Origin of the sequence: Enterobacter sp. Ap-867 (genome assembly GCF_011752855.1) — a bacterium.
Lineage (GTDB): Bacteria > Pseudomonadota > Gammaproteobacteria > Enterobacterales > Enterobacteriaceae > Cedecea.
In genome coordinates this window covers 399,241-413,226 of record NZ_VWWS01000002.1, presented here as the reverse complement: position 1 = coordinate 413,226, position 13,986 = coordinate 399,241, and the positions used below count along the sequence as shown (strand labels likewise).

The following is a 13,986-nucleotide window of genomic DNA, read 5'->3' as shown; positions in this document are numbered from 1 at the left end:
GGTGAGAAATAACGAAAATGGCTGACATCTGTCAGCCCTTTTTTATGCCTGTCTTTCAGCGGGAAATGCGTTCATTCCAGTCCCGGGTAAAAACCACGTCCCCATTGTGTTGAACCGTCATCTTTCCACTGACAATAAAATGCGTCAGGTCACTGCGCATCTCCAGCACAATATCTGTGTCCGTCCACCAGCCTTCCCGGCCGATTTTCATGTTCTGAGTCAGCAGGTAATGCGCCGAGAGAGGATCGCTGTTTTGCACAGTCAACTGGCGCCTAAGGCTATGATCGACGGTGGTATTGATATCATCAAACCGATACACGCCCTCGCCAAAAACACCGCCCACGCCCTGAGTGATGCTCTGCCAGCTGTCTTTCACCACGTCATAGCGCAGTTCGCGATCGACCCGCCCTGGAGAGAGGATTGTCAGCGGCGTATTGGCTGCCGTTTCAGGATGCGGATTCGGGCCAGCAATCGGCTTAACTTCCCGGCAAACCGGCAATTGCAGTTGAGCGCTGGCCAGATCAACACTAAGCGTCGCATTTTCAGCCATCGGCCAGATCATCGGCCAGAAGGTAGTCGCGAGAGAAACCCGTAGCCGGTGCCCGGCAGCAAAGCGCCAGGCGATGCCGTCCAGCTGCACGGTAACATTGACCTTTTCGCCCGGCACCAGCGCGACGTTCTGCTCCTGCCCCTGCAAATGACTCAGATTCACCCAGCCGTGGCTGACGCGGGTTGATGCTCCGTCAGGTGCAATGTCTGACAGGCGGACATACAGCATGGCCGCAGGTTTATCGCTGGAAAGCGTGACGTTAAACTGCGGGAAACCGTAAATCGCCAGGCTTTCGCTCAGCGGGGCGCTGTCGAAACTTTCGGCCAGTCCGTCATCCATTCGCTGATCGCTTGGGCTTTCCCCCAGCACACCCGCGCCCATCCACTCTCCGGCGAACAACCCGTGATTCTGCACACTACGGATGTCCTGCCGGTATTCATCGACTAAAGGCGATGTCACCAGCCGGCCAGGCTGCAGATGCCAGCGCTGAGGGAAGGTTTCAGCGTCGGTATCGTTCTCAATGGCAATCCACTCCCCAAAGGCCTGCGGCCGCTGCGAATCAGGTCGCTGGCTGTCGTTGAGCCAGGCCTGGACGCGCGGGCCATCCAGCACGTCGTTATCGATCTGTTTCAACCAGCGGTCCCACCAGCTCACAGCCTCCTGCAGAAAACCGATGGCCGGCGTAGGCGAGCCATCCTGAGGATAAATATGCGCCCACGGGCCGAGGATCGCCTTGCGCGGGACGTTAAGATTATCCATCAGGCGGAATACCGCGTTGCTGTAGGAATCCGACCAGCCGCCCACTGCCATCACCGGGCAGGTAATGGCCTGCCAGTCTTCCCCCACGGAGCCGTGCTTCCAGTAATCATCTTTCAGCGGATGTTCCATCCACAGCGCCGGGAAGAAAGGCATATTTTCAAGGCGATTCAGCCAGGCCTGATACCAGCCCTCCCCGACCAGCTCCGGATCCTGCGGGCGGCTTTGGTAGGCCAGCATAATGCCGCCCCACCACAAATTGTCATTCAGCAGGCAGCCGCCTTTATAGTGGATATCGTCGTTGTAACGATCGTCCGTCGAGCAAACGGTGATAATGGCTTTCAGTGCCGGAGGGCGGCGAGCCGCCAGCTGCAGGCAGTTAAAGCCGCCCCAGGATTTACCCATCATGCCCACGGCGCCGTTGCACCAGCCCTGACGGCTGATCCAGTCGATCACCTCCAGCGCATCCTCTTGCTCCTGCAAAAGATATTCATCGGCCATCAGCCCATCAGAATCCCCGCTGCCGCGCATGTCTACCCGCAGCACCGCATAGCCATTCCCGGCAAAATAGCCGTGCATCGGCTCATCCCGGGTACGCGTTCCGTCGCGCTTGCGGTAGGGAATGTACTCCAGAATGGCGGGCACCGGCTGCTGCGAAGCCGATAAAGGTAGCCACATACGCGCCGCCAGCCGAGTTCCGTCTTTCAAAACAATCCACAAATGTTCCGTCACGCTCACGCTGTGAGGGAATTGCGTAATAAGAGTTTTCATGAAGCTCCTGCCATCGCGTTTAACTGACGCTGACCCAGCACCTCATCCAGCCAGGAAGGGCGCATTTCCGGCACGGAAGTCAGCAGTTTTTCGGTGTAACTGTGCATTGGTGCGCTGAATACCTGCGCGGTTGGGCCCTGTGCGACGACGTTGCCCTGATACATCACGGCAACCTGCTGAGCAATGCGTTTTACCGTGCTCAGGTCGTGGGTGATAAACAGATAAGACAGCCCCAGCTGTTCCTGCAGGTTTCTCAGCAATTTCAACACTTCTTCCGCCACCAGCGGGTCAAGGGCGGAGGTTGCTTCATCGCAGATGATAAGATCGGGCTTCGCGGCCAGCGCTCGTGCAATACACACGCGCTGCTTCTGCCCCCCGGAAAGCGAGCCAGGATAGCGATCAATCAGATAATCAGGGAGTTCAGTCAGTTTCAGGAGTTCCAGAACCCGCGCGCGAACCTGCTGTTTATCAAGGCCAAAATAGAACGCTACCGGGCGGCCAATCGCCTCCAGCACGGTTTGCCTTGGGTTAAGCGCCACATCGGGCAACTGATAGATCATCTGGATACGGCGCAGCGTCTCTTTATCACGCTGCGGGTAACGGTTGGCCAGCACCTTGCCAGCAAAGGTAACGCTGCCTTTCGTGTCAGTCAGCAGGCCGCAGAGCGCCCGGGCCAGCGTGCTCTTCCCGCTTCCGGACTCGCCGATAATGGCCATCGTTTCTCCTTTGGCAATGCTGAGGGAAACGTTGTGGACGACCGTTTTACCGTTGTAGCCCGTAGAGAGATTATTCAACGCCAGTAGCTGCCCTTCAGGTTTACTTTCGGCATGCACCGGCGTTAAAGCGTGGGCGCGTTCGGACACCAGTCGCTGCGTGTAGCTTTCTGTTGGCTTCTGCAGAATATCGGCGGTGCTGCCGCACTCCACTTCGCTCCCCTGTCGCAGCACCATAATGCGGTCGGCAATCTGTGCGACAACCGCCAGATCGTGAGTGATATACAGCGCGGCGGTATTAAACTCTCTGACCAGTTTGCGCAGCATCACCAGCACTTCGATTTGCGTCGTTACATCCAGCGCGGTGGTCGGTTCATCAAGGACCAGGACATCAGGCTTGCAGGACATCGCCATCGCCGCCATCGCCCGCTGCAGCTGCCCGCCCGAGAGCTGATGTGGATAGCGCTGGCCGATAGCTTCAGGCTCCGGGAGATCAAGCGCTTTAAACAGCGTCACGGCCCAGGCCTGGGCTTCTTCCGGACTCATCAGGCCATGGCGAAGCGGCCCTTCACAAACCTGCTTGCCGATGGTCAGCGCCGGGTTGAACGCGGCGGCGGCGCTCTGCGCCACATAGGCCACGCGCTTACCGCGAAACTCACGTTTCTCTTTGCTGGATAGCGCCACAATATTTTGCCCGCCCACCAGCACTTCACCGCCCGCAATCCGGCAGCCAGGTCGGGCATAGCCCAGGGCCGCAAGACCGATAGTCGATTTCCCCGCGCCGGACTCGCCAATCAGCCCCAGAACTTCGCCAGGCATCAGGCTGAGAGAGACGCCTTTCACCAGCGGCAGCCCCTGCTCGGTTTCAATGCGTAAATCACGCATCTGTAAAATCGGTTGTGTCATCCCTCTTCTCCCAGCGAAAGGTTGTTACGCACCAGCAGCCAGTCGACCACCAGGTTGACGCCGATCGTCAGCAGGGCAATCGCCGCAGCGGGGTACAGCGGAGCAAACTGGCCAAAATTGATGGCCTGCGCGTTGTCACGCACCATGCTGCCCCAGTCCGCCCACGGTGGCTGAATGCCCAGCCCAAGGAAACTCAGCCCGGCAATAAACAGGAAGGTAAAGCAGAAGCGCATGCCGAATTCCGCCAGCAGCGGCGGCATGGCGTTAGGCAGAAACTCTTTACGGACGATCCACCACAGCCCTTCCCCACGCAGGCGCGCCGCCTCAACATATTCAAGGCAAACGATCCCCTGCGCGACCAGACGAGCAAGACGGAAAACGCGAGTCGCGTCTAACAGCGCAATGGTTCCGACCAGCACCGGAATAGAGGTCCCCAGCACGGACAGGACGATCAGCGCCAGGATCAGCACCGGGATCGACATCAGCGTATCGACGATGCGGGTGAGCACGACGTCCACCCAGCGCCCGTAAATCGCGGCGGTAAAACCGGTAATAATGCCCACCACAAATGAAATAGCGGTGATCGCCAGCGCAATCGCAATGGTGGTTCGGGCGCCAAACAGGATACGCGACAGCATGTCACGCCCCAGACTGTCGGTGCCGAACGGCATTGAACTCGACGGCAGCATCCAGATGTCACCCACCTGAGCCGTTTCGCTGTGCGGTGCCAGCCAGGGCGCAAAAAGCGCGGCAATCAAATTGACGGCGATGATGGTCAACCCCAATATTGCCGACAGCGGCACCGTGCGAATTTTGATATTTTTCATGGCCTACCTCGCATGCCGCAGTCGTGGGTTACACCAAATGGCCAGCAGATCTGCCGCCGTATTCAGCAGGATATAAGTCCCGCCAAAAAGCAGCCCGCAGGCCTGCACCACCGGCAAATCTCGTTTTGTCACCGCATCCACCATCAGTTGCCCAATGCCCGGATAAACAAAGACCACCTCAACCAGGATGACTCCCACCACCAGATAGGCCAGGTTAAAAGCAATCACGTTGATGATCGGCGCGAGCGCGTTGGGCAGCGCGTGGCTGAGCACAATGCGCCAGCGGGAGAGCCCTTTTAGCAGCGCCGTTTCGATGTAGCTGCTGGACATCACCGCGCCGACGGAAGCCCGCGTCATGCGCAGCATGTGCGCCAGCACCACCAGCACTAGCGTCAGCATCGGCAACGTACAGGCATAGAGCCTGTCGAGAAGGCTGGCATCCGGGTCGACCAGCGCGAGGCTGGGGAACCAGGCCAGGCGAATCGCAAAGAAGATCACCAGCACGTAGCCGACAAAAAACTCCGGCACCGAAATGCTCATCAGCGTCAGCGTGTTCGCCAGGCGGTCAAACCAGGAACCGCGCCACACCGCAGAAGCAATCCCCAATACGACCGCCAACGGAATCGCGATCAGCGCGGCATATAGCGCAAGAAATAGCGTGTTCGCCAGGCGAGGCAGCAGCTCGGCGCCAATAGGCTGGTTGTTGGCAAGCGAAGTGCCTAAATCACCGTGCAAGACGCCGGACAGCCAATGCAGATAGCGATAAACCGCCGGCTGATCCAGCCCAAGCTGGAGACGCAGCGCGGCGATGGTTTCCGGCGTGCCGTTTTGGCCGAGGATGGCGCTCGCCACGTCGCCGGGCAACAGCTCGGTGCCGACGAAGATCAGAACCGAAACCAGCCACAGCGTCAGCACGCCCAGCAATAAACGATGAAGGATCTGTTTTTTCATTACGACTCCAGCCAGACGCGTTCAGCCAGGCGGCCACCCATGAAGTTGAAGAGCGGATGAGGTTTCACACCGCCGACTTTTTTGCTGGTGGCGTCCAGATAGTCGCCAAACAGCGGGATCATCGCGCCGCCGTCATCCCGGGCAATGCTTTGCAGCTCCCCGTAGATCTCTGCCCGCTTTTGGTCATCAAGCAGCGATCGCGCCTGAATCAGCAGGCTGTCGAACTTGTCATTCTTCCAGTGAGTATCGTTCCATTTGGCGGTGGACTGCCAGGCGGTGGAGAACATCTGATCCGCCGTTGGACGCCCGCCCCAGTAGCCCATGCTAAACGGCGCTTTCATCCAGACGTCATCCCAGTAGCTGTCTGCTGGCTGGCGTTTGATGCTGACCTGAATCCCCGCTGCTGCGGCTTCCCCCTGGAACAATGCGGCGGCATCCAATGCCCCGGCAAAGGCAGCATCAGAGGACGACAGCTCAAGCGGCAGCGCGCTTAGCCCGGCTTTTTTCAGGAAGAACTTAGCCTTGTCAGGATCGTAGGCGCGCTGTTCCAGGCTTTTATTGAAGAAGCGATCGGTTTTCGGGATCGGATGATCGTTGCCCAGCGTGCCGTAACCCCGCAGCACGGTGGCCAGTAATTTCTCGCGATCGATGCCGTATTTAATCGCCGTCCGAACGTCATTATTGTTGAACGGTGCTACGCGGCAGTTCATCAGGAAGGTGAAATGCTGCCCGCCGGCCGCCCGCACGATGTTCAGCGCCGGGCTGCGCTTCAGGAAATCGACGGTCTTAAAGTCCACGCGGTTGATGGCGTGGACCTGGCCCGAAATAAGAGCGTTGGTACGCGCGGTCGCATCGTTGATCACCAGCACTTCAACGGCGTCCACAAACGCGCGGTTTGGCTTCCAGTAATTGGGATTACGTTTGAAGTAGGAACGCACGCCCGGCTGGTACTGATCAAAGACGAAGCCACCGGTGCCAATCGGGTGTTTCCAGTCGCTAAAGCCGTCCGGCACCACCACGAGGTGGTAGTCCGCCAGCAGGAACGGCAAGTCGGCGTTGCCGCTGTCCAGCGTCAGGGTAATTTCGTTCTCACCACTCTTCTTCAGATCTTTGATGGCCGCCAGCTGCGTTTTAATGGCGCTGCGAGACTGATCGCCACGGTGGAGGTTAATCGAGTAAAGGATGTCTTCCACGGTAAGCGCCTTGCCGTTGTGGAAGGTCACGCCCTGACGCACTTTAAAAGTCCACTCCTGCGCGCCCGGCTTCGCTTCCCAGCTTTCCAGTAGCTCCGGCGTGGCCTGGTTATTCTCATCAATTTCCACCAGGCCGTTCATCAGCATGTATGCCTGGTTAAGCGGCACCCAGTCGCTAAAGAGCGTGGGATCCAGAGAATCGCTGGTATTGCCGCCCGAAATGCCCAGCTTCAGCACGCCCCCTTTTTTAGGCGTCGTTTCGGCAGCAAAACCCGCCAGCGGCGACAGCGATAACGCACTGCCCATACCAATCAGCGCCGCCGTATTGATAAATGAACGGCGGCTCATGCTCACGCCTTGCAGGTATTTTTTTTCGTCTGAACGATCGTCTTTCATTTATTTTTCTCCGTTATTATTTGTTTGTCTGACCACCGGCCAGATGCCATAGCACATCTATTTATGATTTATATCAAAACAGCTAAACACTGAGGCATGAGTTTTTCGTATCAGACTATGAAAAAAATGCACGGCAGAACCACGGCAAAAAAGATAATTTCCCGTTCACGGAGTCACATCAGGAAAGAAAAAGTGGAACTGCATACCCTTGTAGGTTTAATTGGCGTGTTTTGTTACCTGCTGGCATACGCCCTGGTCCAAATGCGAAGACTATCAATAGATTCAAATGGTTATGCTGTACTCAACATCGCAGGCTGCGTGGGCGGGCTGTATTCTCTTAGCCATGATTTTAATTTAGCGTCGGTAATATCGCAGTCGATGTGGCTGGTTTTCACACTTGTAGGTATGCATACTTCTTATCGTCGACGCGCAGAGATGAAAAATAAAATAGTGCCTTTGGATTTAGAGACGATAAATAAACCAAAGGATTAAATGTGATTCATCACTTATTTCCCGTCGTATTATATAAGAAAATGTTATGGCTAATAAAATAAGCAGATAATTTATTGATGACCAAAATATTAAAATAATCGTCTTTTGTGATTTACATCTATTTTCTGTTTATTCCGCCAAAGGTTGGCGCTGCAGCCAGCTCATCACATGGCGAACAATCGGCTTCATGTAGCGATCCTGGGGGATAAGCAGGAAACATTTACTGGCGGCGGCCAGCTTGCCAGGGTGCGCCGCGACAAGCTCGCCCCGGTTAAGATAATCCTGCACCAGCCCTTCCCAGCCGAGTAATATCCCGTCGCCGCGCACCGCCGTCTCCACCAAAAACGGATAGTTATTGGCTCGCCAGGTTTGCCCTGGCACAAAGCTCAAAACATTTTGCGAAGCAAACCAGTCGCTCCACCCGGTCCACTCCCGCTGGGGATCGTCCTGAATCAGCAGCGTGTGCTGCAGCAGCGCTTCCGCCGGTGCGTCTGAACCAATGCGGGACAGAAAAGCCGGGGAGCACATGGGGTAACAGACTTCATCGAAGAGCGGCGTGGCGTGAAAACCGACGGGCACGCTTCGCAGGTAAAAAATAGCCAAATCAAATTCCGATGAGCGCAGCTCCGAGAAGTTGTCGGTAATTTTCATGCGAATCTGCAAATCTGGCAGCTCACGATGCAGGGCAGAAAGCCGGGATGACAGCCACAGCGAACTCATAGCGCTGGTACAGGCGATAGTGACCTGTGGCAACCCGGTCCAGCCCATCACTTCTGCCGTGGCATGCGACAGGGCCGCCAGCTGCTGCCTGACCCGCTCGGCATAAGCTTCACCGCGTGGCGTGAGCAGCACTCGCCGCTGGGTTCGGGTAAATAGCTTGCAGCCGAGCATCTCTTCCAGCTGCAGAATTTGCCGGCTGGTCGCGCTTTGCGTCAGGTTTAACTCCTCCGCCGCACGAGAAATGTTGCCATAGCGGGCCACGCATTCGAAGGCGATAAGGGTATTCAGGGGCGGTAGAGGCTCGATCTGCATCAAAGAAGCCTTAGAAGGCAACGGCACGGTCATAACACACTAATAAGGAAGGTAAGAACTGACAAGCCTGATGCATTAGAAATACATCAGGCTTCTCATGCGGCCATGCGTGAATGCATCCGCTCAGCGCCAGTGCACAGATTATTTACTCCACGGAATAATCGGCACCGCGCTGATGGCGTTCTTCGGCGATCCTTCAACAACGCGGTCAGAGTAGGCAAGGTAGGCCAGCGCATTGCGCTTCGCATCATAGAAACGCACCACCTGCAGCTTTTTAAACACCAGCGAAGTTCGCTTCTGGAACACTACATCGCCCTGCGCTTTACCCGCTTTTATCTTATCGCTGAGCTCAACCGGGCCTACCTGCTGGCAGGAAATGGCCGCATCAGACGTGTCTTCAGCTAATCCGAGGCCGCCCTTGATACCCCCGGTTTTTGCGCGACTGATATAACAGGTCACATTCTTCACATCAGGATCGTCAAACGCCTCGACGACAATCTTGTGGTCGGGACCAAAGACTTTAAACACGGTGTCCACCGATCCGATCTGCTCCGCGCTCGCACCGTAGCTTACGGCCAGAAGCGCACTGCAAAGTGCTAAAGCTTTATATTTCATATTGTTACCATTGTATAAAAATTACCCTACGGGATTATTCAACAATTGGACAAAAAACCGTTGAATATCACATTATTAGCAAAACCTGCCTCCATAATCGGCAAATTTGGCACAACTTGTTAAATAAAAACGGTGAATGCATAAACTACAAAAATGCTATTATCCGCTACCTTAGTAAACAGGCATTCGCTTGTATGGATGAGGATATTTTATGGATCAGGCTGGGATCATTCGCGATCTTCTTAGCTGGCTGGAGGGCCACCTCGACCAGCCTCTCGCCCTTGATAATGTGGCGGCAAAAGCAGGTTATTCCAAGTGGCATTTACAACGGATGTTTAAAGAGGTTACCGGGCACGCTATTGGTGCCTATATTCGCGCCCGCCGACTCTCCAAATCCGCCGTTGCTCTGCGCCTGACTGCGCGCCCTATTCTCGATATTGCGCTTCAGTACCGCTTTGACTCGCAGCAGACGTTTACTCGTGCGTTTAAAAAGCAGTTTGCTCAAACGCCGGCACTCTACCGTCGTTCTCCTGACTGGAGCGCCTTCGGTATGCGCCCGCCGCTGCGTCTTGGCGAGTTTACGCCGCCGCAGGCCCACTTCATCACGATGCCGGAAACGCATCTGGTTGGGGTCACGCAAAGCTACAGCTGCACGCTGGAGCAAATCTCCGACTTCCGTAATGAGATGCGCATCCAGTTCTGGACGCAGTTCCTCGGCAACTCACCGACCATCCCGCGGGTGTTATACGGCCTGCATGAGCCTCGCCCAAGCTCGGAAAAAGACGACGAGCAGGAAGTCTTCTACACCACGGCGCTCACGCCTGAGCTGGCGAATGGTTTCCTGCCGGATTCACATCCGGTGGTGCTGGAAGGGGGGGATTATGTTCAATTTAACTACGAAGGGCTGGGCACCGGGCTGCAGGACTTTATCCTGACGGTTTATGGCACCTGCATGCCATCACTCAACCTGACGCGCCGTAAAGGTCAGGACATCGAACGTTTCTATCCTCAGGATGAAACGCGGGATCAGGATGTGCCGATGCATATTCGCTGTGAATACCTGATCCCGGTTCGCCGTTAACGCTGGATTTCATCCAGAGCAGGGGCATCAAGGTGCGAGATGTCTCCTGCTGTTTCAACCACCCATCCAGACGCCAGCCACGGGCTGTGCTGATAATCCACGCGGGAAATCGAGCAGTTGCGCAGACGCAGTCGACGTTCCGCCCACGCCGGTAAACCAAGAATCGTACTCACCAGCCCACCCAGCGCCATACCGTGACTCACCAGCAGCGGTCGGCTTCCGGCCGGCAGCTCCCGGCAGGCGTTCAGCGCTTCGTGCATGCGGTTACTCAGTTCCAGCATGCTTTCGCCTTCGGGAATACGCCCGTCCGGCGTGCCGTCAACTAAGCGCCGCCGCCAGCCCTCTTCCTCTTCGGTTAGCGAGTCCATTTTGCGGCGTTCAAGCACGCCCATATTGAGCTCACGCAGGCGGGAATCCAGGATAATCTCGCAGCCGCAGGCTTCGGCGATGATCTCTGCGGTGCGGCGAGTACGGCCTAAATCGCTGCTGATAATGTGGGTGATGCCAAGGGCTCTGGCTCGTTCGGCCACTTGCCAGGCCTGACGCTCTCCGTTCTCAGTCAGCGCGCTGTCTGACTGCCCCTGAATGCGGCGCTCAGCATTCCACTGCGTTTCGCCATGACGAACAAGGTATACCTGTAACATGCGTTTTTTCCGTTATACTCCGGTCACGAAATATCGAGAGTTCTGACTTATTATGAACCATGTCGTAGCTGCAACAACCAATCCCGCCAAAATTCAGGCGATTCTGCAGGCGTTTAGCGAGATTTATGGCGAAGGATCCTGCCATATTGAGCCCGTGGTCGTCGATAGTGGCGTGCCGGAGCAGCCCTTTGGTAGTCAGGAAACGCGAACTGGCGCACGATGCAGAGTAGCGAATGCCCGGGAGATCAGACCAGATGCCGACTTTTGGGTCGCTATTGAGGCCGGTATCGACGAAGGGAGTACCTTCAGTTGGGTGGTGATCGAGAATCGGCAGCAGCGCGGCGAAGCCCGTTCGGCGACCCTGCCGCTGCCAGACATCATTCTGCAAAAAGTCAGCGCAGGCCACGCTCTGGGGCCGGTGATGTCCGACTATACGGGTATCAATGAGATTGGGCGTAAAGAGGGAGCGATTGGGGTGTTCACCGCCGGAAAGCTCACGCGTAGTAGCGTTTACCATCAGGCGGTGATTCTGGCGCTAAGTCCATTTCATAACGAAATTTACTGCTGGGAAAATATTTAGCGGTTTGAGCTGCCAACCTGCAGCAGCTCTTTTTCCAGCCACGCTCGTAGCTCCGTCGGCGCAGCTTTCAGGCTGTTAGAGCCGCGGGTGATGGTTGCAATCCCCGCGCCCAGTTCATTCTTCAGCTCACGCTGGCTAAGCTCACCGCGCAACAACTCTTCGATGATGCGTACTCGCGTGCCTAACGCCGTACGCTCATCCGGCGTCAACAGCAGCGTCAGCAGAGGCATGTGAAGCTCCTGCCCAAAAGCTTGCTGTAACAGCCCCACAAAGCGGAGCCACTCTTTATTACTTTGCTCGGCCTGTTCCGCCGAATACTGAGAGAGCTGAGTCATGTCAGGCCACCATACTCTTTAACTAGTACGGCAGCATAACATACTCTCTGCGCAATCAGTAACGCCGCTGCCACTCGCTGTCAGACAGAATCTTGTCCGGCTGCCCCATGAAATGGCGGTAATAGGCATCGTAGGCCAGCACGTTTTTCACATAGCCACGCGTCTCAGAGAACGGAATGCTTTCCACGAATGCGATGGCGTCAATCCGCCCTGCGCTGTTACCCAGCCAGGTCCGCACGCGCCCCGGCCCTGCGTTATAGGCGGCGGAAGCAAAGATACGGTTGTTCTCAAACTGCTGGAACACATACTGCAGGTAGCTGGTGCCAATATTGATGTTGGTGTCAGGATCCAGAAGCTGCACCGGGCTGCTGTAGCCTGGAATACTGAACATCTTCACCGTATGGGTGGCGGTGCCCGGCATGATCTGCATCAGGCCGCTTGCCCCCACCGGGGAACGCACTTTCGGGTTCCAGGCACTTTCCTGGCGGGCAATCGCCATGGCATAACTTTGTGGCACAGTTTTGCCGCTAACGTAGCGGGCAAAGGTGTCTTTATAAGCCAGCGGGAAGCGCTCTTCGAGGTTGTCCCATAGCTTGCCGGCAATGGTTGCCTGCACGCTGAGATCCCACCAGTCCTGCTCAAAAGCATAGCGCGCCAGCCCGGCCTGCTCCTGCTTGCTGCGGCTGGTGACCAGATTTGCCCATTCGCTCCGCGCGGTGTTGTCCATATTCCAGTACATCAGCTCGCGGACGCGGGCCATTTCAGGCCCCTGCACCAGCGCAGGATTAACAGGCTCGGCTTTATCCACGCGCAGGGGGTATTCTTCCCCAAGCCGCTGGGCGGCAACCATCGGATAGAAACCACGCTGCTGCATCAGGGCACGAAGAATACCTTTCGCTTCGTCTTCACGTCCCCGCTCCAGCAGTAAATCAGCCTGCCAGTAGCGCCATTCGTCTTTCTCTTTGGCTTCCATTGGCAAACGCGCCAGCCAGGTATTCAGGCCTGTGCGATCGCCCACACCCAGCGCCATGCGCACGCGCCGCTCAATCAACGAGGTGGACTGGGAACGCATAATGGCGTCATCCCGCCAGCGAGCCTGTTCATCCGTTACGTCGCTGCCCATCAATCGCCAGGCCACAACGTCACGCAATTCCTGCACCTGCTCCTCGGTCAATTTCTGTGCCTGAGCCAGGGACGGGATCATCAGGCGAGCATTCTCTACATCCTGACGCGCAACGCTTGCAAAGGCGATAGCGGCCGCCTGACGAGTGAAATCCGTCGCCCCCACCGTATTAGCGAAGGTCAGCACCGTGCCAGGATTATTTTGCAGGCTAACCAGGGCGCTGGAGATGGTCTGATATTCCGCTGGCATCTGGTTCGCCAGCGCGTTCACCAGCGAGGTATTCCCCTCTTTCATCGCCAGGCGGATTCGCTCAAGGTAAGCCAGCGGATCCTGCGTGCCGGAAGCTCGCCACGCCGAAAACAGCGCATCACAGCTTGATGGCTGGCTCTTTCCCGTCAGCCAAAGTTCTTTCGCACCGGCCCAGGCGGCATCCGCTTGCCCGGTATTCCATTTGGCAAAGTAGTAATTACATTTTGCTTCGTTAGTGGCAGGCGGCTCGGGGCTAAAGGCCAGCAAACCTTGCCAGTCCTGCCGCCTTGCCAGCTCGTTAACAAAGCGGGAGCTTAAGGTTCGCGCCGGAGGCAAAGTTGGGTTCGCCTGGATAAATTGGGCCACCGCCACGGTCGGCTCGTTCATCAGGTCATCGGTGAGCTGGCGGTATTCAAGATAAGGATAAAGGGGATAGGTCTGCAGCGTGGGCATGAGCTGCTGCACCACGTCCATTTGCTTGTTATCCCAGGCCTGTTTAATTTGCGCGTAGCGGTTGCGCTGCTCATCGAGAGAATCTGCACGTACCGCACCGTTTAACATCACCAGGCTAACGCCCGCGGCAAGCAACTGCCATACGACTTGTTTGGCTTTTACCACACCTTCTCCTCATTATTTTCCTGACGGCATCATGCCTGCGCTGCAATAAGCGAATGCATTCATGCTAACCAGGGGAGACGCAATACGCCACGTCCGGAAGGGATATTTTGGTCATGAAGCGTATAAAGGCGCCCTGCGCGGCAGAAGCACGATA

Annotated in this window: 13 protein-coding genes; 3 read left to right on the top strand and 10 right to left on the bottom strand. The window is 56.4% G+C overall.

Annotation, left to right across the window (positions count from 1 at the left end; translation table 11 throughout):
- Positions 1 to 55: 55 nt before the first annotated feature.
- From F3J26_RS09545 to F3J26_RS09525, 5 genes are read right to left on the bottom strand one after another with little or no spacing between them, the layout of a single operon-like run.
- Complete coding sequence (locus F3J26_RS09545) at positions 56 to 2,077, bottom strand: CocE/NonD family hydrolase (protein ID WP_166993486.1); 2,022 nt, start codon at positions 2,075 to 2,077, stop codon at positions 56 to 58.
- Positions 2,074 to 3,696, bottom strand: a complete 1,623-nt coding sequence (locus F3J26_RS09540; RefSeq protein WP_166993484.1) for an ABC transporter ATP-binding protein — start codon at positions 3,694 to 3,696, stop codon at positions 2,074 to 2,076. Before F3J26_RS09540 ends, F3J26_RS09545 begins: the two co-directional genes overlap by 4 nt.
- Entirely contained in the window at positions 3,693 to 4,523 is an 831-nt protein-coding gene (locus F3J26_RS09535; RefSeq protein WP_008460123.1) for an ABC transporter permease, read from the bottom strand. Before F3J26_RS09535 ends, F3J26_RS09540 begins: the two co-directional genes overlap by 4 nt.
- A gap of 3 nt (positions 4,524 to 4,526) precedes the next feature.
- Entirely contained in the window at positions 4,527 to 5,474 is a 948-nt protein-coding gene (locus F3J26_RS09530; RefSeq protein ID WP_008460122.1) for an ABC transporter permease, read from the bottom strand.
- Complete coding sequence (locus F3J26_RS09525) at positions 5,474 to 7,063, bottom strand: ABC transporter substrate-binding protein (protein ID WP_166993482.1); 1,590 nt, start codon at positions 7,061 to 7,063, stop codon at positions 5,474 to 5,476. Before F3J26_RS09525 ends, F3J26_RS09530 begins: the two co-directional genes overlap by 1 nt.
- A 192-nt stretch (positions 7,064 to 7,255) precedes the next feature.
- Here F3J26_RS09525 and F3J26_RS09520 point away from each other — a divergent pair, with 192 nt between their 5' ends.
- On the top strand, positions 7,256 to 7,555 hold the full coding sequence (locus F3J26_RS09520; RefSeq protein WP_008460118.1) for a CBU_0592 family membrane protein: 300 nt from the start codon (positions 7,256 to 7,258) through the stop codon (positions 7,553 to 7,555).
- Between the two features lie 129 nt (positions 7,556 to 7,684).
- Here F3J26_RS09520 and F3J26_RS09515 read toward each other — a convergent pair whose 3' ends face one another.
- Positions 7,685 to 8,587 carry a LysR substrate-binding domain-containing protein gene (locus F3J26_RS09515; RefSeq protein WP_166993480.1) on the bottom strand — a complete coding sequence of 301 codons (903 nt, stop codon included), beginning with the start codon at positions 8,585 to 8,587 and terminating at the stop codon, positions 7,685 to 7,687.
- A 141-nt stretch (positions 8,588 to 8,728) separates the two neighbouring features.
- On the bottom strand, positions 8,729 to 9,202 hold the full coding sequence (gene creA, locus F3J26_RS09510; protein WP_008460116.1) for a protein CreA: 474 nt from the start codon (positions 9,200 to 9,202) through the stop codon (positions 8,729 to 8,731).
- 211 nt (positions 9,203 to 9,413) lie between these two features.
- On the opposite strand from creA, the gene robA reads away from it, so the two are divergent.
- Positions 9,414 to 10,283: an MDR efflux pump AcrAB transcriptional activator RobA gene (robA, locus tag F3J26_RS09505; protein WP_008460114.1), complete on the top strand. Its 870-nt coding sequence runs from the start codon at positions 9,414 to 9,416 to the stop codon at positions 10,281 to 10,283.
- Here robA and gpmB read toward each other — a convergent pair.
- Positions 10,280 to 10,927: a 2,3-diphosphoglycerate-dependent phosphoglycerate mutase GpmB gene (gpmB, locus tag F3J26_RS09500; protein WP_008460113.1), complete on the bottom strand. Its 648-nt coding sequence runs from the start codon at positions 10,925 to 10,927 to the stop codon at positions 10,280 to 10,282. The genes robA and gpmB overlap by 4 nt on opposite strands.
- A 52-nt stretch (positions 10,928 to 10,979) precedes the next feature.
- Here gpmB and yjjX point away from each other — a divergent pair, with 52 nt between their 5' ends.
- Positions 10,980 to 11,507: an inosine/xanthosine triphosphatase gene (gene yjjX / locus F3J26_RS09495; RefSeq protein ID WP_166993477.1), complete on the top strand. Its 528-nt coding sequence runs from the start codon at positions 10,980 to 10,982 to the stop codon at positions 11,505 to 11,507.
- Here yjjX and trpR read toward each other — a convergent pair.
- Both trpR and sltY read right to left on the bottom strand, forming a co-directional pair.
- A complete protein-coding gene (gene trpR / locus F3J26_RS09490; protein WP_166993475.1) occupies positions 11,504 to 11,842 on the bottom strand; it encodes a trp operon repressor in 339 nt (112 codons plus the stop codon). The two genes, yjjX and trpR, sit on opposite strands and share 4 nt — an antisense overlap.
- Positions 11,843 to 11,897: 55 nt before the next feature.
- Complete coding sequence (sltY, locus tag F3J26_RS09485) at positions 11,898 to 13,832, bottom strand: murein transglycosylase (RefSeq protein WP_166993473.1); 1,935 nt, start codon at positions 13,830 to 13,832, stop codon at positions 11,898 to 11,900.
- Between the last annotated feature and the right edge of the window lie 154 nt (positions 13,833 to 13,986).

What these genes read in the sequence shown, in the direction of transcription:
- F3J26_RS09545 (WP_166993486.1), bottom strand. Translation starts at nt 2,077, where the DNA reads ATGAAAACTCTTATTACGCAATTCCCTCACAGCGTGAGCGTGACGGAA.
- F3J26_RS09540 (WP_166993484.1), bottom strand. Translation starts at nt 3,696, where the DNA reads ATGACACAACCGATTTTACAGATGCGTGATTTACGCATTGAAACCGAG.
- F3J26_RS09535 (WP_008460123.1), bottom strand. Translation starts at nt 4,523, where the DNA reads ATGAAAAATATCAAAATTCGCACGGTGCCGCTGTCGGCAATATTGGGG.
- F3J26_RS09530 (WP_008460122.1), bottom strand. Translation starts at nt 5,474, where the DNA reads ATGAAAAAACAGATCCTTCATCGTTTATTGCTGGGCGTGCTGACGCTG.
- F3J26_RS09525 (WP_166993482.1), bottom strand. Translation starts at nt 7,063, where the DNA reads ATGAAAGACGATCGTTCAGACGAAAAAAAATACCTGCAAGGCGTGAGC.
- F3J26_RS09515 (WP_166993480.1), bottom strand. Translation starts at nt 8,587, where the DNA reads ATGCAGATCGAGCCTCTACCGCCCCTGAATACCCTTATCGCCTTCGAA.
- creA (WP_008460116.1), bottom strand. Translation starts at nt 9,202, where the DNA reads ATGAAATATAAAGCTTTAGCACTTTGCAGTGCGCTTCTGGCCGTAAGC.
- robA (WP_008460114.1), top strand. Translation starts at nt 9,414, where the DNA reads ATGGATCAGGCTGGGATCATTCGCGATCTTCTTAGCTGGCTGGAGGGC.
- gpmB (WP_008460113.1), bottom strand. Translation starts at nt 10,927, where the DNA reads ATGTTACAGGTATACCTTGTTCGTCATGGCGAAACGCAGTGGAATGCT.
- yjjX (WP_166993477.1), top strand. Translation starts at nt 10,980, where the DNA reads ATGAACCATGTCGTAGCTGCAACAACCAATCCCGCCAAAATTCAGGCG.
- trpR (WP_166993475.1), bottom strand. Translation starts at nt 11,842, where the DNA reads ATGACTCAGCTCTCTCAGTATTCGGCGGAACAGGCCGAGCAAAGTAAT.